Source organism: Neobacillus sp. PS3-12 (assembly GCF_030915385.1).
Classification (GTDB): domain Bacteria; phylum Bacillota; class Bacilli; order Bacillales; family Cytobacillaceae; genus JAEVLT01.
This window is the reverse complement of sequence record NZ_CP133268.1, coordinates 2,945,617-2,964,520: the sequence shown is the minus strand read 5'-3', so window position 1 is coordinate 2,964,520 and position 18,904 is coordinate 2,945,617. Positions and strand designations below refer to the sequence as shown.

Sequence of the window (18,904 nt, the reverse complement as noted above, 5' to 3'; positions counted from 1 at the left end):
TAACACCTCTTATTTTTCTAATTCTTCCAACAGTTTATCCTCATCCCAAACTTCAATGCCAAGCTGCTCTGCCTTTGTTAGTTTTGAACCAGCATCTTCTCCAGCAATGACCAGATCTGTTTTCTTGCTGACACTCCCTGCAACATTGCCACCCAAGCTTTCAATTCTATCCTTAGCTTCGCCTCGAGTGAGACGCTCAAGTTTCCCGGTTAAAACAACTGTTTTGCCAGCAAAGAAGCTGTCGGATTGCTCCACTGAAATCGGCATCGGACCTTTATATTCCATATTTACTCCGGCTATCACCAGCTCTTTAAGCAGCTCTTGTGCTTCCTCTTTTGTAAAAAAAGCAGCAATCGAATCAGCCATCTTATCGCCGATTTCATTAATAGATTTGAGCTCATCCTCGGTGGCTTCGGCTAACTTGTCCATTGTTCCAAAGACCTGCGCTAGCGTTTTGGCAGCTTTGGCTCCTACATGGCGAATTCCAAGCCCAAATAACAATTTTTCAAGCGAGTTGGATTTCGAAGCTTCGATCGCAGTAATGAGGTTGGAGACAGATTTCTCTCCCATTCTTTCAAGTCCGAGCAACTGCTCACTTGTCAGCTTATAAATATCAGCGACATCTTTAATAAGCTTTTCAGAAAATAACTGACTGATTACTTTTTCACCCAAGCCCTCAATGTTCATCGCATCTCGTGAAACAAAATGGATCAAGCCTTCGCGTATTTGCGCAGGACATTTCGGATTGATGCATCGTAAGGCCACTTCACCCTCAAGCCGAACAAGCTCACTCTCACATTCAGGACAATGCGTCGGCATCTGGAAATCAACTTCTTCGCCTGTTCGTTGTTCCGCAATCACGTTTACGACCTCTGGAATGATATCCCCAGCTTTTTTAACAACAACCTTGTCGCCAATTTTGATGTCCTTTTCACGGATTAAATCCTCATTATGTAAAGAAGCCCGCTGAACCGTCGATCCGGCAACCTTTACAGGTGCTAATACAGCAGTAGGTGTTACTACACCCGTTCTTCCTACGTTTAATTCAATCGCTAAAAGCGTCGTCACAACTTCTTCAGCCGGAAATTTGAATGCAATCGCCCAACGCGGACTTTTAGCAGTGGTCCCTAAGTCACTTTGCTGTGCCAGAGAATCCACCTTAATCACAATACCATCAATTTCATATGGAAGGTTCGGACGCCGTTCCACCCAGCTATTCACAAATTCAATCACAGCATCGACGTTGGCACACTTTCTTCGCTCTTTATTTGTTTTAAATCCCAAGTGATCGAGGTAATCAAGCCCCTCACTGTGTGATACGACTCCGCTTTCCCCAACATCTCCAATTCCATATAAAAAGACATCAAGATTGCGTGTTGCGGCAATTTTAGGATCCAGCTGACGGAGGGAACCTGCTGCCGCATTCCTTGGATTGGCAAACGGTTCTTCTCCCCGTTCCTCTTTCACCTTATTCAATGCTTCAAAAGAACGCTTTGGCATAAAGGCCTCACCGCGCACTTCAATTGAAACATTTTCGCGAAGACGGAGCGGGAGTGATTTGATCGTCCTAAGATTTGAAGTAATATCTTCCCCAATCGTACCATCCCCGCGAGTGGAACCTTGGACAAATAATCCATTCTCATAGCGCAATGATACTGCCAAGCCATCAATCTTTAATTCACATACATAGGAATAATCTTCACCAACAACTTGGCGGATGCGACGGTCAAAATCCCGCAAGTCCTGTTCATTAAAGGCATTTCCTAAACTAAGCAAAGGAATCTCGTGAACGACTTTTTCGAACATATCTAAAACAGTGCCACCAATGCGTACTGTCGGCGAATCCGCTGATTTTAGTTCAGGAAACTTTTCTTCGAGATCCATTAATTCTCTCATCAAACGGTCATACTCTGCATCTGGAACTGTTGGTTTATCTAAAACATAATATTCATGACCATATTGATTTAATAAATCCCGCAGTTCGTTAACTTTTTGTTGTGCTGCATTAAGGTCCATATATCCAACCCTTTCATACATTAAGCTTTTTTAATTGGCGCAAATTTGGCCAGCAAACGTTTAATACCTGTTGGACTTGGGAAAGCAATATCAAGTTCAGTAGATTCACCCTCACCTCTAACACTTACAACGGTTCCAGTCCCCCACTTGCCATGTGCTGCTTTGTCGCCTACCTTCCAGGAAAGTTCATCCCCACCTGTCGATGAGGCTGACCTAACAGGAAGCATGACAGACTTCCTTGCCACTGTTGACCCCAACGAAGCACCAGAAGCACCAAATGCCTTCCCTTTTAAGCCAAACGGCGAGCCAGCTTTTGAGACAGGTTCAACACCTTCTATAAGATCCACAGGAATTTCCTTAATAAATCGGGATGCAGGGTTCATGTTGGTCCTACCGAACAATGTTCGCATTTGGGCATTCGTAAGAAACAGGGTTTGTTCTGCCCTTGTGATCCCAACATAGGCAAGACGACGTTCCTCTTCCATTTCCGCTTCTTCCATTAAGGAACGGCTATGCGGGAATACTCCTTCTTCCAAACCAATAAGAAAAACAACAGGAAACTCTAAACCCTTAGCTGAATGCAGCGTCATGAGAACAACCGCATCACTTTTTTCACCATCGTCATCCATCGAATCAATATCAGCTACAAGAGCTAAATCTGTTAAAAAAGCAACCAAGGTTTTATCTTCACTTGACTCTTCAAAGCTTTTTGTAACAGATAATAATTCGTCAAGGTTTTCAAGGCGGCTTTGGGCTTCAAGTGATTTTTCAGCCTTTAGCATTTCACGGTAACCTGACTTTTCCAAAACTTCCTCAACCAGCTCTGTAACGGAAAGAAACTCCTGCATACGGGTATAATTGCCGATTAAATCACGAAACTCAATAGCTGCTTTAGTTGTTTTTGGGCTTAAGCCAACTAATTCTATCGATTCAAGAGCCTGATAGAGGGATAGATCATGCATTGCTGCAAAATTAGCGATTTTATCAACGGATGTTGAACCAATTCCCCTTTTTGGAACATTAATAACACGCCGCAAACTAATATCATCATCCGGATTGGAGACTAATCGTAAATAAGACAACATATCCTTGATTTCTTTTCTGTCATAGAACTTAGTTCCGCCAACAATGGAGTATTCAATATTTGATTTTAGAAGTACTTCCTCCATTACACGGGATTGGGCGTTGGTACGGTAAAGAACGGCAATGTCGGAATACTTGTACTTGTCCCTTGTTAATTCTTTGATTTTACCTGCAACAAATTGGGCTTCACCCTGTTCGCTATCAGCTCTGTAATAAACCAGCTTGTTGCCTTCGGGGTTTTCCGTCCAAAGATTTTTAGCTTTTCGATTAGCATTGTTTTCAATCACTTTATTGGCTGCTAAAAGAATCCGTTTTGTCGAGCGATAATTTTGCTCCAGCAGTATCACTTTTGCATTGGGATAATCTTTTTCAAAGGAAAGAATATTGGCAATATCCGCTCCCCGCCATCTGTAAATCGACTGATCAGAGTCACCGACCACACAAAGATTTTTAAAGCGGTTCGCTAATTGCTTTACAAGCAAATATTGTGCCTTGTTTGTATCTTGATACTCATCGACATGAATATATTGAAATTTACGTTGATAATATTCAAGAACATCAGGGACCCGTTTAAATAATTGAATCGTCGTCATAATCAAATCATCAAAATCCAGTGCCTGATTTTTCCGGAGGCGCTTTTGATATTCCGTGTAAACATCACTTACCACCTGATCAAAATAACCGCCCGCAAGCTTTGCGTATTCTTCAGGATCAATCATTTCATTTTTTGCGGAGCTAATCGAACCTAAAATGGCACGCGGGTCAAATTTTTTCGGATCAATATTTTTATCCTTGAGAATTCCTTTAACGACAGATTGCTGATCGGTGGTATCAAGGATTGTAAAGTTACGGTTAAATCCAAGTCTGTCGATATCGCGCCTTAGTATTCGAACGCACATGGAGTGGAATGTGGAGATCCATATTTCATCAGCTGTACCGCCCATCATTTTTCCGATCCGTTCGCGCATTTCGCGGGCTGCTTTGTTCGTAAATGTAAGCGCCAAGATGTTATATGGATTAACCCCTTTTTCAACAATTAAATAACCAATTCTGTGGGTTAATACTCTTGTTTTTCCACTTCCGGCGCCAGCCATGATTAATAACGGGCCGTCAGTAGCTTTAACTGCATTTTGCTGTTCAGGATTTAAGCCATTTAGGAGCTTATCCGTCAAATATTGCATTTATATTTCACCCTTTATACAAACATTTGTTCTCTAAAGTTTAACTTATTTTCGAAAAATTAACAATGGCTAAGAAAGCACAGATTTTACTGCTTTAACTGTACCTATGGCTGCATTCAGATTTTCATAAACCGCATTTCCTACAACTGTAACATCAGCAAACTCGGACATTTCATGCGCCTGCTCAGAGCTGGAAATACCGCCGCCATAAAATAGAATGGTATTTTCTCCGAGGATTTTCTTCACCTCAGCAACCAGGTTTACATCACCATACATACCGCTATATTCAAGATAAAAGATCGGCAGATGGAACATTTTTTCTGCCATCATGGCATAGGCTTTAACTTCCTCAACACCCAAATTTGTATTGGCACTTGTAAGCTTTGCTGCCTTGCATTCTTCATTTAAGATGCAATAGCCTTCGATGACGATTTCTTCCCAATTCATAATTTCACCAAATTCTGTTACTGCCTGATGGTGCAGTCCGGTAATCCATTTAGCATCACTAGTGTTTAAAATGGTGGGAATAAAGTATAGATCAAAACCTGGTGTTACGGTCTCGGCACTTGAAACCTCAAGTACGCATGGAACGGTATAACGCCGGATTCTTGCCATTAAGTCCAGGACATTTTCGAGGGTGACGTTATCTGTTCCACCAACAATGACTGCATCAGTTCCTGATTCGCAGATTTTTTCCAGATCCTGATCAGAAAGTTCTTTATTAGGGTCAAGTTTAAACACGTGGCGCCATTCTCGAAAGTTATACATCCTTTAAATCCTCCAATTCACTATTCCATTACAACATTATAGCATTAGCTGAAACGATTCAAAAAGAAAACAGTAGTTGTAATGATAGAAATGATATCCAGTAAAAGAAAAAACCGAAGTTTGTTTTCACTTCGGCTTTTTAGGATTCGTCTATTGGGGTTTCTTTTTTCTCTTTAATCCGTTCAAGGGCTAATTCATAAGCATCATTTCCATAATTTAAACACCGTTTCACACGTGAAATTGTGGCTGTACTTGCCCCTGTCTCTGTTTCAATTTTATGATAGGTGTTTCCTTCGCGCAACATTCTTGCTACTTCAAGTCGTTGTGCTAACGATTGGATTTCATTAATTGTGCATAAATCATCAAAAAAACGATAACATTCCTCTAAATCCTTTAAAGAAAGAACGGCTTTAAACAATTGATCAAGTTCTTTTCCTCGTAATTTATCTATTTGCATCCATTATGCCCCTTTTAGTCTTATTTTACATTAAATGATACACTCTTTAGCAGGCCTGGGGTTGTTGGGACAACATTCACCCACGTTTTCCCCTGAACAAAAGGGACTTCCTTACCATCTTTAAATGGAACAATTCGATTGTTCACATTTTTCCATTCAACTTGGTTCACCTTACCCTTTTGGAGTAAATAACCTTTTCCGCCAGACTGTAAATTGATATTACGATGACCCGCAGAATCGATTACTTGATGTACCGCCTCGACAATAAAAATATTATCCAGCAGAATGGGCTCCTTAGTTTCTAGGTCAACCGTTTGTGCCCCGCCTGAAAAACGCTTATATCGACCAAGTTCGGAATCATATTGATACAAGCAATCAAACATTTTGTTTGATGAATAGGTAATGAGTGCAGATGTGGCTGTGTCACTTGTTATGTTTTTACTCTCCTCATCGGTTAAGAATGAAAAAGCTGGCGGCGCACCTGTCATCGAATATTTTTTCAGCTGAGCACCCTTTAGCACATTTTCATATGTAATATATGAATTATGCGGTGCTTTCCGAAAACTTGCTCTTTGAAAAAGAGTACCGTCATAAACCATCCCATTTAAATTATCAAGATAGCCATTGTCTAACATTTGTTTTGCCTCTGGACTATAACCATGTGCAATATATAAAGCACTTAGCCCTTTTGCCAATTCTAGATAGTACGCTCTTGCACTGCGGATAGGTCCAATATTTTCAGGTTTTTCACTTTGAAAAACGGCAAGAAAGCGAGTAATATCTCCTTCCGCTAACAACTCATAAACAAGATCGGCTTTATTCAATCCAGATTGAGGTCTTGCATCCGGGTGATTATTAATCATAACGGCAACAGCCCTGCCGTCAGTGCTTGTTTTTGAGCCCTTACCTGTTAGTGGAAAGGTATATGGGTCTTTTGGTTCAGTAATGACATCGCTTACTTTCTTTTCACTTTTTTCTGGCTTTTTAACTTCTTTTTGGCTGCTATTATTAGCTTGTTTTTGACCACAGCCAGCAAGGAGTAACAGAAATGCCAGCAGCAAAATCGCCCATTTTTTCATTACCTTAACACATCCCTATTTTCCTCCGCCCGTACTTAAGTCTTTATATTAACACTATTTACTTTTACATTTTAACGCATTATTGACGGAAAGAGTACTGTTTTGTTCATAACATCATACATTCCTCTTGGTGTAATACGAATATATGGCAAATGAGTTGCGGAAAAGAACTGTAAACTATGAATAGGATCGCTAAATGAGTAGCCGCGTTTTTTTAATTCTTCCTGTAAATTTTGCTCCTGACCCATTAATTCCTCAACAGATAGATCGGACATAATCCCATGAAGCGGCAATGGCAGTTCGGAAACAATTTGTCCATTTTCAGCTAAGACAATCCCCCCGCCCAGTTCTTTCATGCGATTGAAAGCACAAATGATATCAGCCTTGCTTTTTCCAATTAATATAATGTCTCCCGTGCTTGAGAATGAACTGGCCAATGCTGATAACTTGTTCGCAAATCCTTTTAAGAATGTGTTTATCCGCCAATTACCATTTTTATCAATAAGGACAAAAAAGCACTCATCATGGTCAAAGGAAAGCATATCATCTAAGGAATCAATCGAAATTGAATAAGGCTTAGTGATAACGGAATCCTCCATTTTAATCCCAAATGGCATGGAAAATTGTAAATCATCATACGTTAAATCCCAATCAAGCTTTAGTGGTTTTAAATTATATTCATCCCAATTTAATGGCGTAAAAGCTTGGTATTCTTTTCCTTCCTTCTTAATCCACTTTCCTTTTGCAAGTACAGCTGTTGGCGTTGGGTTTTTAATATCCGAAAGAAAATTGAGATTAGCAACTCTGCCTGTTGCAATACTTCCATGTAAATGTTCAATATGATAATACCGTGCAACATTTATGGTTCCCATATTGTATGCATCAATTGGCGGTATATCCTTGTCAATCGCAATTTTAATCATTCGGTCGATCATGCCATCTTTATAAAAGCTGGCCGAAGATCCATCATTTGTAAGCATCAATTTGTCATAGGCTTGAACGCCTAACCGTTTTAATTCATCTAATATATTAGGCAGATCAGGACGAATTGATGAATGACGCAATGTTGCCATATACCCCTGCATTAAACGGTCATATACTTCCTCACCTGATGTTGCTTCATGATCACAATCTGCCCCAAACAGCATCATTTTTGCGAGCGTCTTTTCGGATGCACCCGGAAAATGGCCTTCAATCTGTTTACGCATCCTTTTTGCTTCTTGGATCCAATGAAGCATCATATCATCGCCGTCCAATAGCTTTGGCCAGCCGGATAGTTCACCGCCCTGTAAGACGGCATCATGTTCTAACCATGATTTAACATTACTATGTGAAAAAATTTCTTCCTCATGCATGATCTCTGACTGTGCATCAAAACGGCACCACCAAAACATCGCTGAGGGAATCGACCGCAAATCCCTCATCAATGAAAACGCTTCCTTTTTATTTAAGTGCAAAATAATGGCCATGTTGTCATTGATTAAGGCTGTTGTTCCTGTTTTTGCTGCATATTCTGCAATAGAATGGGGATTATATAACTGAAACGGATGGCTGTGTGGCTCAATATATCCGGGTACAATGATTTCATTTGTACAATCAACAATTTCGCAGTCCTCCACACATTCCGGTAATTGGTTACCAACATAAACGATCCGATCTTGGTAAATCCAAATATTCCCGCGTATCCATTGACGTAGAGCTTGATTTAAATATAATGCATTTTTTAATAAAATGGTGGGAGAAGTTTTGCCTTCCAGTACCGATACATGTTCACGTATTTGCCTGTTTTTCCATCGATAACGCTGTTCAAGCATGTCCATCCCTCCTTTTGGGATAATAGTTTATTCTAGTTAAGTAAAGCTTTTCGTTTTATTAAAATAACAATTTATAATAAAATTTCAGTTTAAATTACAAAATATTCGGATAGTAATATTATATCTCTATAAAAGAAAGCCCTTACAAAAACTTGTAAGTTAATACTACCATATATATGGTAGTAACGCATTAAAGAAGTTTGAACATTTTTTGAAACCTTGTGAAGGAGTGAACAATTATGATTGTAAAACAAAATATAAATATCGTTAACGCCTTAATTCGAATTACCCTAGGACTGACCGTAGTGGCTTGGAGTACAGCAAAAATTGTAAAGCGCCCATGGCGTGATTCTTATTTAATCTTGACCATGCTTGGTGCCATGAAGGTTGCTGAAGGCATTCTTCGTTTCTGCCCGTTAACTCTCCTATACGAAAAAAATAAGCAAAATGAAAGCAAACAAAGCCATGCGGATAGCTGTAATGCATCAAGAGACTCCATGGAAGGGATTTTTGAAGAGCAAATGATTTAACCATAATAGTAAAGTTGTCTCCTCTGCCTTCTTTAGGCAGAGGAGACTCTGAAATTTCTAATAAGTGAGGTGCCCGATAGCTTTATATCCAATATCTTTTCGGTAGAAAACTCCGTCACAGTTTAATTTCTCTAATTCCTTGTAAACCTTTTTACTTGCTTCCCCTAAATTTTCTGCCTTTGCACCCACAAGGAGAACTCGGCCTCCGGCCGTTACAAATTCTCCTGACTCATTTTTTACAGTTCCTGCATGGAAAGTAAAAATCTCATCTGAAAAAGTTTCTATTCCCTTAAGGACCGCACCTTTTTCGTAGTTTTCAGGGTACCCACTTGAAGCAACAACAACACCAATCATCTTCTTTTGGTCCCAAGAAAGCTTAGGTGTACCACCTTCAAGGATTTCTAAAATCGTTCCAACCAAATCTGATGTTAACCTTGGTAAAATCACCTGCGTCTCTGGATCACCAAGGCGGGCATTAAATTCAATAACCTTTGGACCATCAGCCGTTTTGATAAGCCCTGCATATAAAATACCGCAAAAACTTCTTCCCTCTTGAATCATTGCACGTGCTGCAGGTTTTAAAACCGTTTCAATGGCGACTTTAACCGTGTCATCACCAATGTGTGGCACAGGTGAATATGCTCCCATGCCCCCTGTATTGGGACCTTGGTCACCATCAAAAGCCCGTTTATGGTCCTGTGCAATTTCAAGCGGAATCACGTTTTCACCATTAACAAAAGCCATTAATGAAAACTCTTCCCCGCTTAAAAATTCTTCGATGACAACCTGGCTTGAGGCTTCACCAAATTTTTTGCCAAGTAACATCTCTTCTAAGCTTTTTAAAGCCTCATCTTTCGTCATAGCAACAGTAACACCTTTTCCAGCAGCAAGACCATCGGCCTTAATGACAATTGGTGCCCCTTTTTCTTCCACATATTTACTTGCTTCTTCATAAGAAGTAAAAACCTCGTATGCAGCGGTTGGGATCTTGTATTTTTTCATTAGTTCTTTGGCAAAAGACTTGCTTCCTTCTATTTCAGCAGCAGCCTTACTTGGCCCAAATACCTTCAATCCTTCCGCTTGAAATTGGTCTGCAAGACCATCAAGAAGGGGAATTTCTGGTCCGATAATGGTCAAACCGATCTGTTGTTCCTTGGCAAATTGGATCAGCTGTTCTCCAGACTTTTCATCAATTGGAACTAGTTCAGCAACATCCACCATTCCGTCATTTCCAGGTGCAACAAATACTTTTTCAACCAAGGCACTTTCGCTAACTTTTCGGCAGATGGCATGCTCTCTTCCGCCGCGTCCAATCACTAATACGTTCACCTGCACCACTCCATCCATTAATGTTTAAAATGTCTTACTCCCGTAAATACCATGGCAATTCCGTATTCATCACATTTTTTAATCGAATCTGCGTCTTTAATAGATCCGCCAGGTTGGATAATCGCTGTAATACCTGCTTTAGCTGCTGCTTCCACAGTATCGTCCATAGGGAAGAAAGCATCTGAAGCGAGTCCTGCACCTGTTGCTTTGTCACCGGCTTGTTTAAGAGCAATTTCCGCAGAGCCAACCCTATTCATTTGTCCGGCACCAATTCCAAGTGTCATATCTTTATCTGCAACAACAATGGCGTTTGATTTAACATGCTTCACAACAGCCCATCCAAGTTTTAATGCTTTCCATTCTTCTTCTGTCGGTTGGCGCTTTGTTGGAATTGTAATGGTCGCATCATCTAATGTATAGCGGTCCTGATCTTGTACCAATAAGCCACCTTCAATGGTTACCATCTTCGACTCTGGTTTTTCCTGCTGGTCAAAAGGAATTGTTAATAAGCGAATATTCTTTTTCCCCGTTAAAATAGTCATAGCTTCATCTGAGAATGAGGGAGCAATTACGATTTCAAGGAATATTTCATGAAGCTTTGTGGCTGTTTGCGCATCTACTTCACGGTTAAAGGCAACAATCCCGCCAAAAATCGAAACAGGGTCAGCCGCAAATGCTTTTGTAAATGCATCAAACGCAGTACTTCCAATTCCAACTCCGCATGGATTCATATGTTTAACTGCTACTGCAGCTGGCTCATTGAAATCTCTGACAATTTCAAGTGCTGCATTTGCATCATTGATATTATTATAAGAAAGTTCTTTCCCATGAAGCTGCTCAGCACTGGCAATTGAAAACTTAGATCCCAGCGGTTTACGATAAAAAGCAGCTTTTTGATGCGGGTTTTCCCCATAACGAAGTGTCTGCTTTAATTCATATGTAACCGTTAGTTTTTCTGGTGTTTCCTCATGTGCCAAGTTGGTCATATAATCTGCAATAATGGCGTCGTATGCTGCTGTATGACGGAATACTTTTGCTGCAAGCTTTCTTCTTGTTTCAAGCGTAGTTTCACCATTTTCTTTGAATTCAGCGATTACCTTTTCATAATCGATTGGATCAACAACAACCGTAACATACTGATGATTTTTTGCAGAAGAACGAAGCATTGAAGGTCCGCCAATATCGATGTTTTCAATGGCATCCGGAACTGTTACATCTGGTTTTTCAATGGTTTGTTGGAATGGATAGAGGTTAACACACACTAAATGAATAGGCTTGATTTGATGTTCATTCATTTGTTTTAAATGGTCTTCATCGTCCTGTTTTCCAAGCAAGCCGCCATGTACCATTGGATGAAGGGTTTTTACACGGCCTTCCAAAATTTCAGGAAATCCAGTAACTTCACTGATTCCGATAACTGGAACTCCATTTTCTTGAAGAGCTTTACTCGTACCGCCTGTTGAAACAATTTCAAAGCCGAGCTCAATTAATTCTTTAGCAAAATCAATCACACCTGTTTTATCTGAAACACTAATAAGTGCGCGCTTTTTCGTCATTTTTATTTCCTCCTTGGGAAAATAGTCTTTGGAGCACAGCTGGATACAGCTTATGTTCAATCGCATGAATTTTTGGTTGCAAGCTCTCGCTTGTATCATTTACATCAATGGAAACAGCCTCCTGGGCGATCATTGGACCAGTATCCATGCCTTCATCGACAAAGTGAACGGTTACGCCGCTTTCCTTTACCCCTGCCCTGATCGCTTGACCAATTGCATCCTTGCCCGGAAAAGCAGGCAACAAGGATGGATGAATATTTACAATACGGCCTTGATATTCATTCAAGAACCCAGGACCAATTAAGCGCATATAACCAGCTAATACTACAAATTCAACATCCCGTTTATTTAATTCCTCGATTATTTCCGTTTCGTATGCTTCCTTACTCTTGTATTGTTTTGCTTGAAAAACAAAACTTGGAATGCCAGCATTTTTAGCACGTTCGATCACAAAGGCATTCGGTTGATCACAAACAAGAAGATTCACCTGCGCATCAAGTTTACCCTCTTGAATGGCATCAATAATCGCTTGAAAATTGCTTCCACTTCCAGAGGCAAAAATGGCGATACTTTTCATTTTTACACCTCGTAATCGTTAATTAATTTCAACGCCCTCTTGATTCGTTACCTCGCCAATTTCAAAGGCTTTTTCACCAGATTGAGCTAATAGTTCAAGTAAGCCTGGAGCTTCCTCTTTACTTACAGCAATAACCATACCGATGCCCATGTTAAAGACATTGTACATTTCTTTTGGCTCAATTTGGCCAAGCTTAGAAATCAGATCAAAAACAGGTGGAACCGGCCAGCTGTTTTCCTTAATTTTTACCCCTAAACCCTCTGGCAGCATTCTTGGAATATTTTCAATAAATCCGCCGCCAGTAATATGAGCAATCCCTTTAAGATTAAACTTCTTTAGTGCTGCAAGAATTGGTTTTACATATATTTTTGTAGGCTTCAGCAACTCCTCGCCAAGTGTACAGCCTAGTTCTTCTACATATTTTGTTAACGACCATTTTGCATCATTGAAAAATACCTTTCGAACAAGGGAGTAACCATTGCTATGGATACCGCTTGAAGAAAGTCCGATCAACACGTCTCCAGGCTGAATCGTTTCGCCTGTAATCAATTTTGATTTTTCCGCTGCACCAACGGCAAATCCAGCAAGATCGTATTCATTCTGGTCATACAAGCCGGGCATCTCAGCTGTCTCGCCGCCAATTAAGGCACAGCCTGCCTGCTCACAGCCGTCTGCCACACCTTTGACAATGGCTTCAATTTTAGCCGGATCGGCTGCACCGCAAGCAATATAATCAAGAAAATAAAGTGGCTCGGCTCCTTGAACGACAATATCGTTCACACACATAGCTACTGCATCGATCCCGATTGTATCATGACGGTCCATCATAAAGGCGATCATCAGTTTAGTGCCAACTCCATCCGTTCCGGATACTAACACTGGCTCTTTTAGGTTTAGAACTGAAAGATCAAACATGCCTCCAAATCCGCCCAAGCCGCCTAATACTCGGCCCTAACTGTTTTTTGGACATGTTTTTTCATTCTTGTAACAGCCTCATATCCGGCCTCGATATTTACACCTGCTTGTTTATAAGCATTTGACATATTGTTGGCACCCCCAAATTGTCTAGCTCCAGCTCCCAGCGACTAGTGTACTTCGCCCACCTCCCTACGATAAGTCAACATCGAATCGCTTACGCTCTTCGTGTTTCCTTTATCTCAGTCGGTTGGCTCCAGTCCATACGTCGCTAAACGGTCGCTTCCGCTTTTTAATTTATTTACTCTGGTAATAGTATTGCAATGTATCTGGATAAATTTCTGTCGGATAGTTCCCAGTAAAGCAGCCAAGGCAAAAGCCTGATGACTCTCCATCATCAAGTTTTCCAATTGACTCAATCATACCCTCTAAAGAAATGAACGTAAGGGAATCCGCACCGATTATTTCCCTGATTTGTTCAACAGACTTATCAGAGGCAATTAATTCTTCCTTCGATGAAGTATCAATGCCATAGAAGCAAGGATTTTTAATCGGTGGAGAGCTAATCACGACATGAACCTCCAACGCACCTGCATCCTTTAACATTTTTACAATCCGTCTGCTTGTGGTCCCCCGAACAATTGAATCATCAACCATGATGACACGCTTTCCTTCAACAACCCCGCGAACAGGAGACAGCTTCATTTTTACGCCTTGCTCCCTTAACGACTGAGATGGTTGAATGAAAGTCCTGCCCACATAGCGGTTCTTTATTAATCCCATTTCATAAGGAATACCTGAGGCTTCCGCATAACCAATTGCTGCCGAGATACTTGAATCGGGAACACCTGTAACCACATCTGCTTCAATTGGTACTTCCGCTGCAAGGCGTTTACCCATTCTTTTACGTGCAGAATGTACATTGATTCCTAAAATATCACTGTCTGGTCTTGAAAAATAAATATATTCCATCGCACACATGGATCTTTTAGTATTAACAGCAAAGCGTTCTGATGTCATTCCATTATCGTTGATGATCAACAATTCCCCAGGCATAATGTCACGGATAAACTCTGCGCCAACGACATCAAGTGCGCATGTTTCAGAAGCAACAACAAATGCATTCCCCAGGCTGCCAAGTGAAAGCGGCCTTAATCCTTGAGGGTCAAGGGCGACCATCATTTCCGTTTCTGTCATGATTAAATAAGCATAAGCCCCTTTTAACATCGTTAAAGCATTTTTAACCTGGTCCTTTACTGCCTGATAACCGCTCCGTTTCATTAAATGCGCTAAAACCTCGGTATCTGAACTCGTTTGGAAGATACTTCCCTGTCCTTCAAGCTGATGTTTCAATGACCTAACATTCACAAGATTTCCATTGTGGGCAAGTGCAAGGCTGCCAGTTTGAGAATGGAACAAGAGCGGCTGGACGTTTTCATATCCGCCTCCGCCCGCTGTTGCATACCGAACATGACCAATTGCTGCTGTTCCTGTTAATTTTTGAATCACATCAGAGGAAAACACTTCGGTAACAAGCCCTTCACCTTTTGCACCCTTCAGTGTTTTTCCATCGGAAACCACGATCCCTGTACCTTCCTGACCGCGGTGTTGAAGGGCATGCAGCGCATAATACGTGATTTGTGCTGCATCAATATGTCCCCAAATTCCAAAAACACCGCACTCTTCATTTAATCCCTTGATTTCAGCAGGCATGGAATCGCCCCTTTCCAGGCTTCTTTCAACTCAACAACAGAGGCTTCTAAAACAGGAGCTTCTTCAGCTAAAATTTGTAAGTTTTCTGATGATGTTACTTCCCCAATAAGTTCTGCTTCTACTAATTTTTCAAACTCACTTTGGTTTTCCTTTTTCACAGAAATAAGGAAACGGGATTGTGTTTCACTGAATAAAGCGGAAATTGGGTTCCCAGAAATTTTTACAGTCGCTCCAAGATTTTTTGCTCCAAAGAGACATTCTGATAAGGCCACAGACAGTCCACCTTCGGAAAGATCGTGGGCAGATTCAACTACTCCAGCCTGAATAGCTTTCAAAATCTGGTCTTGTCTTTCTTTTTCAACTTCAATGTTTAATTCCGGAGCTTTACCAAAGATCTTGCCATTTAATATCTTTTGCAGTTCACTGCCGCCAAACTCATCCTTCGTTTCCCCTACTATATAGATCAAATCACCGGCATTTTTAAACTGCTGGGTTGTAATATCGTTAAGATCCTTCACTAGTCCAACCATTCCAACAACTGGTGTTGGGTAAATCGCCGTACCGCTTGTTTCATTGTATAATGATACGTTTCCGCCGATAACAGGTGTGTTTAATGCGCGGCATGCTTCACTCATTCCATCTGCAGCCTGTTCAATCTGCCAGAATACTTCAGGTTTTTCCGGATTTCCGAAATTTAAGTTATCGGTGATTGCTAATGGCTCTGCACCAGAACAAATGATATTGCGCGCTGCTTCAGCTACAGCAATCGCTCCGCCCACTTTTGGATCCAAGTAGGCATAGCGGGCATTACAGTCTGTTGTCATCGCTAACGCTTTACGTGTTCCGCGGATTCTTAGAACTGCGGCATCAGAACCTGGAGCAACAACTGTGTTTGTCCGTACCATATAGTCATATTGGTCATATACCCATTCTTTACTTGCAATGGTAGGCTGGCTTAAAAGTTTTAAAAGTGTTTCTTTATTATTATCTACTTGAGGTACTGTATTTTCGATTGCTTGGAATTCCTGGTAGTAGGCAGGTTCTTGTGATGGCATCTGATAAACAGGTGCATCTGCTACTAAAGCATCAACTGGAACATCTGCAACCAATTCCCCTTTATGGTATAAATGCAGCATTTTATCATCTGTAACTTTTCCGATTGAGACAGCTTCTAAGCCATACTTTGCAAACAGATCAACAATTTCCTGCTCCTGACCTTTTTTAACCACGATCAACATGCGTTCCTGAGATTCCGAAAGCATCATTTCATATGGGGTCATTTCTGTTTCACGCTGCGGTACAAGATCCAGGTTCATTTCAAGACCCATTCCCGCTTTACTTGCCATTTCAGATGAAGAGCTGATTAAACCGGCTGCTCCCATATCCTGAATACCAACAAGGGATTCATAATGAACAAGTTCCAGGCATGCTTCAAGCAAGAGCTTTTCCATGAACGGATCGCCCACTTGAACAGCGGAACGTTTTTCATCCGATTCAGCGGATAATTCCTCGGAGGCAAAAGTGGCACCATGAATTCCGTCACGGCCTGTCTTCGCTCCAACATACATCACTGTGTTGCCTGCACCATGGGCCTGCCCTTTTTTAATATCTTTATGATTGATTAAGCCGACACACATCGCATTTACGAGCGGATTGCCATCATAAGATGGATCAAACTGGATTTCCCCACCTACAGTCGGAATACCGATGCAATTTCCATAACCCGCGATCCCTGCAACGATCTCTTTAAATAAATATCGGACCCTTGCTGAATCTAATTCACCAAAGCGAAGTGAATTAAGCATGGCAATTGGTCTTGCACCCATTGAAAAAACATCACGGATAATTCCGCCTACGCCTGTTGCTGCTCCTTGATAGGGCTCAATGGCAGATGGATGGTTGTGACTTTCGATTTTAAAAACAACCGCTTGCTCATCGCCAATGTCAACAATACCCGCCCCTTCTCCAGGACCTTGAAGAACTCGTTCCCCGGTTGTTGGGAATCTCTTAAGAACTGGTTTTGATGTTTTATAACTACAATGCTCAGACCACATAACAGAGAAAAGACCTGTTTCTGTATAGTTTGGAGTACGTCCAAGAATTTTTTCAATCAATGTAAATTCTTCATCGGATAATCCCATCTGTTTGTATACTTTTTCTGCCTTAATTTGCTGTGGATTTGGTTCAAGCGTTGATAACATTTGCTTCCCTCCAATGCTTTACAATTGATCGAAATAATTTTAAGCCAGCAGCGAAGCCTAAAAGCTCATCAACCGCTCTTTCTGGATGTGGCATCATTCCAAGAACATTTCCTTTTTCATTTACGATTCCTGCAATATTTGCCAAACTTCCATTAGGATTATTTTCATAAGTAAATACGATTTGGTTATTCTCTTTTAACTTTTGAAAGGTTTCTTCATCACAATAGTAGTTTCCCTCACCATGTGCGACTGGAATCGTAATAATTTCACCTTCATTATATTCACCTGTAAACATCGTTTTATTATTTTCAACCTTTAATTCGACCGGCCGACAAATAAAATGAAGACTCTCGTTTCGTTTCATTGCCCCTGGAAGAAGCCCTGCTTCAAGAAGAATCTGAAATCCGTTGCAGACACCTAAAACTGGTTTGCCAGCTTCTGCAGCTTTGATTACTTCGTTCATGACATTACTAAAACGGGCAATCGCACCAGTCCTTAAGTAATCGCCATATGAAAATCCACCTGGCAGCAAGATTCCATCAAATTCAGCAAGATTTTCTGCGTCATGCCATACATACTCGACTTGTTCACCAAGTTCATCCTTAATTGCGTGATACATATCAATGTCACAATTGGAGCCTGGGAAGACGATTACCGCAAATTTCACTTAGTAACGACCTCCTCTACTTCATACCGATAGTTCTCAATAATCGGATTTGCTAAGAGCTTGTCGCAAACTTCATTGACAACTTCATCAAGATTACGATCAGATTTATCCACGATTAATTCCATATATTTCCCAATTCTTACATCAGCAATTTCTTTATAATTTAAAGAATTCAATGAATTCTTTACAGCCGTTCCTTGTGGATCCAATACACTTTCCTTTAACGTTACAAATACCTTAACTTTATACATTTTGTGTTCCTCCCAATCTTGCTAGAATAGTTTCATAGGCATCTGTCAAACTGCCTAAATCGCGGCGGAATACATCCTTATCGAGCTTTTCATTTGTTTGTTTATCCCATAATCTGCATGTATCAGGGGAAATTTCATCGGCAAGCAGAATTTTGCCTGTCTGGTCTTTACCAAACTCTAATTTAAAATCAATCAGGCGAATTCCAAGTCCATCAAAAAAGCTTGATAAAACTGCATTAACTTGTAGTGCCTTTTCTTTAAGAACTTCAATTTCTTCGAGTGTCGCTGCTTCCAATTCAAGAATGTGATCGTTTGTAATCAGCGGGTCACCCAATTCATCATCTTTATAGTAAAACTCTACGATCGGTTTCTTTAGCGGTCTTCCTTCTTCAATTCCCAATCTTTTAGAAAAGCTTCCGGCTGCAAAATTTCGAACGACTGTTTCAAGAGGGATAATTGATACTTTTTTAACAAGTTGCTCCGTCTCAGACAGTTGCTCGATAAAATGGGAGTCAATTCCTTGTTCTTTTAGCTTCAAAAAGAGCAAACTAGTAATTTGATTATTTAAACGGCCTTTACCAGTAATCTCCGCTTTTTTTACCCCATTAAAAGCTGTAGCAGAATCCTTATATTCAACCAAAACTACATTTTTATCGTCCGTGCTATAAATTTTCTTTGCCTTTCCTTCATAGAGAAGTTCTTTCATGGGAATGCCTCCTGATTTTTCAATATTGGGAATCTTTGCGTTGCGAAGTTTGGGAAGGAGG

Annotated in this window: 15 protein-coding genes and 1 pseudogene; 1 reads left to right on the top strand and 15 read right to left on the bottom strand. The window is 40.7% G+C overall.

The window, feature by feature from the left end:
• Positions 1-9: 9 nt before the first annotated feature.
• The 6 genes from ligA to RCG17_RS15135 form a co-directional block, all read right to left on the bottom strand.
• A complete protein-coding gene (gene ligA, locus RCG17_RS15160; RefSeq protein WP_308171000.1) occupies positions 10-2,016 on the bottom strand; it encodes an NAD-dependent DNA ligase LigA in 2,007 nt (668 codons plus the stop codon).
• Positions 2,017-2,036: 20 nt separating this feature from the next.
• The gene (pcrA, locus tag RCG17_RS15155) at positions 2,037-4,280 is read right to left on the bottom strand and encodes a DNA helicase PcrA (protein ID WP_308170999.1); all 2,244 of its coding nucleotides are present in this window, start codon (positions 4,278-4,280) and stop codon (positions 2,037-2,039) included.
• Between the two features lie 69 nt (positions 4,281-4,349).
• Positions 4,350-5,048, bottom strand: coding sequence for a heptaprenylglyceryl phosphate synthase (locus RCG17_RS15150; protein WP_308170998.1), 699 nt, complete (start codon positions 5,046-5,048; stop codon positions 4,350-4,352).
• A 139-nt stretch (positions 5,049-5,187) separates the two neighbouring features.
• A complete protein-coding gene (locus RCG17_RS15145; RefSeq protein ID WP_308170997.1) occupies positions 5,188-5,505 on the bottom strand; it encodes a YerC/YecD family TrpR-related protein in 318 nt (105 codons plus the stop codon).
• Positions 5,506-5,525: 20 nt separating this feature from the next.
• The gene (locus RCG17_RS15140; RefSeq protein WP_308170996.1) at positions 5,526-6,584 is read right to left on the bottom strand and encodes a DUF3048 domain-containing protein; all 1,059 of its coding nucleotides are present in this window, start codon (positions 6,582-6,584) and stop codon (positions 5,526-5,528) included.
• Positions 6,585-6,655: 71 nt separating this feature from the next.
• The gene (locus RCG17_RS15135; protein ID WP_308170995.1) at positions 6,656-8,398 is read right to left on the bottom strand and encodes an adenine deaminase C-terminal domain-containing protein; all 1,743 of its coding nucleotides are present in this window, start codon (positions 8,396-8,398) and stop codon (positions 6,656-6,658) included.
• 239 nt (positions 8,399-8,637) lie between these two features.
• On the opposite strand from RCG17_RS15135, the gene RCG17_RS15130 reads away from it, so the two are divergent.
• On the top strand, positions 8,638-8,928 hold the full coding sequence (locus RCG17_RS15130; RefSeq protein ID WP_308170994.1) for a YgaP family membrane protein: 291 nt from the start codon (positions 8,638-8,640) through the stop codon (positions 8,926-8,928).
• 57 nt (positions 8,929-8,985) lie between these two features.
• Here RCG17_RS15130 and purD read toward each other — a convergent pair whose 3' ends face one another.
• From purD to purC, 9 genes and pseudogenes are all read right to left on the bottom strand, one after another.
• On the bottom strand, positions 8,986-10,257 hold the full coding sequence (gene purD / locus RCG17_RS15125; RefSeq protein WP_308170993.1) for a phosphoribosylamine--glycine ligase: 1,272 nt from the start codon (positions 10,255-10,257) through the stop codon (positions 8,986-8,988).
• A 17-nt stretch (positions 10,258-10,274) separates the two neighbouring features.
• Positions 10,275-11,813, bottom strand: coding sequence for a bifunctional phosphoribosylaminoimidazolecarboxamide formyltransferase/IMP cyclohydrolase (gene purH, locus RCG17_RS15120; protein ID WP_308170992.1), 1,539 nt, complete (start codon positions 11,811-11,813; stop codon positions 10,275-10,277).
• Complete coding sequence (gene purN, locus RCG17_RS15115; protein ID WP_308170991.1) at positions 11,788-12,390, bottom strand: phosphoribosylglycinamide formyltransferase; 603 nt, start codon at positions 12,388-12,390, stop codon at positions 11,788-11,790. Before purN ends, purH begins: the two co-directional genes overlap by 26 nt.
• An 18-nt stretch (positions 12,391-12,408) precedes the next feature.
• Positions 12,409-13,433 (bottom strand): annotated as a pseudogene (purM, locus tag RCG17_RS15110) (phosphoribosylformylglycinamidine cyclo-ligase).
• Between the two features lie 169 nt (positions 13,434-13,602).
• Positions 13,603-15,018 (bottom strand): amidophosphoribosyltransferase, encoded by a 1,416-nt coding sequence (gene purF, locus RCG17_RS15105; protein WP_308170990.1) that lies wholly within the window; start codon positions 15,016-15,018, stop codon positions 13,603-13,605.
• Positions 14,994-17,219, bottom strand: a complete 2,226-nt coding sequence (gene purL, locus RCG17_RS15100; RefSeq protein WP_308170989.1) for a phosphoribosylformylglycinamidine synthase subunit PurL — start codon at positions 17,217-17,219, stop codon at positions 14,994-14,996. The genes purF and purL overlap by 25 nt, the downstream gene beginning before the upstream one ends.
• The gene (gene purQ, locus RCG17_RS15095) at positions 17,203-17,886 is read right to left on the bottom strand and encodes a phosphoribosylformylglycinamidine synthase subunit PurQ (protein WP_308170988.1); all 684 of its coding nucleotides are present in this window, start codon (positions 17,884-17,886) and stop codon (positions 17,203-17,205) included. Before purQ ends, purL begins: the two co-directional genes overlap by 17 nt.
• On the bottom strand, positions 17,883-18,137 hold the full coding sequence (gene purS, locus RCG17_RS15090) for a phosphoribosylformylglycinamidine synthase subunit PurS (RefSeq protein WP_308170987.1): 255 nt from the start codon (positions 18,135-18,137) through the stop codon (positions 17,883-17,885). Before purS ends, purQ begins: the two co-directional genes overlap by 4 nt.
• Positions 18,130-18,843 (bottom strand): phosphoribosylaminoimidazolesuccinocarboxamide synthase, encoded by a 714-nt coding sequence (gene purC / locus RCG17_RS15085; RefSeq protein WP_374120828.1) that lies wholly within the window; start codon positions 18,841-18,843, stop codon positions 18,130-18,132. The genes purS and purC overlap by 8 nt, the downstream gene beginning before the upstream one ends.
• Between the last annotated feature and the right edge of the window lie 61 nt (positions 18,844-18,904).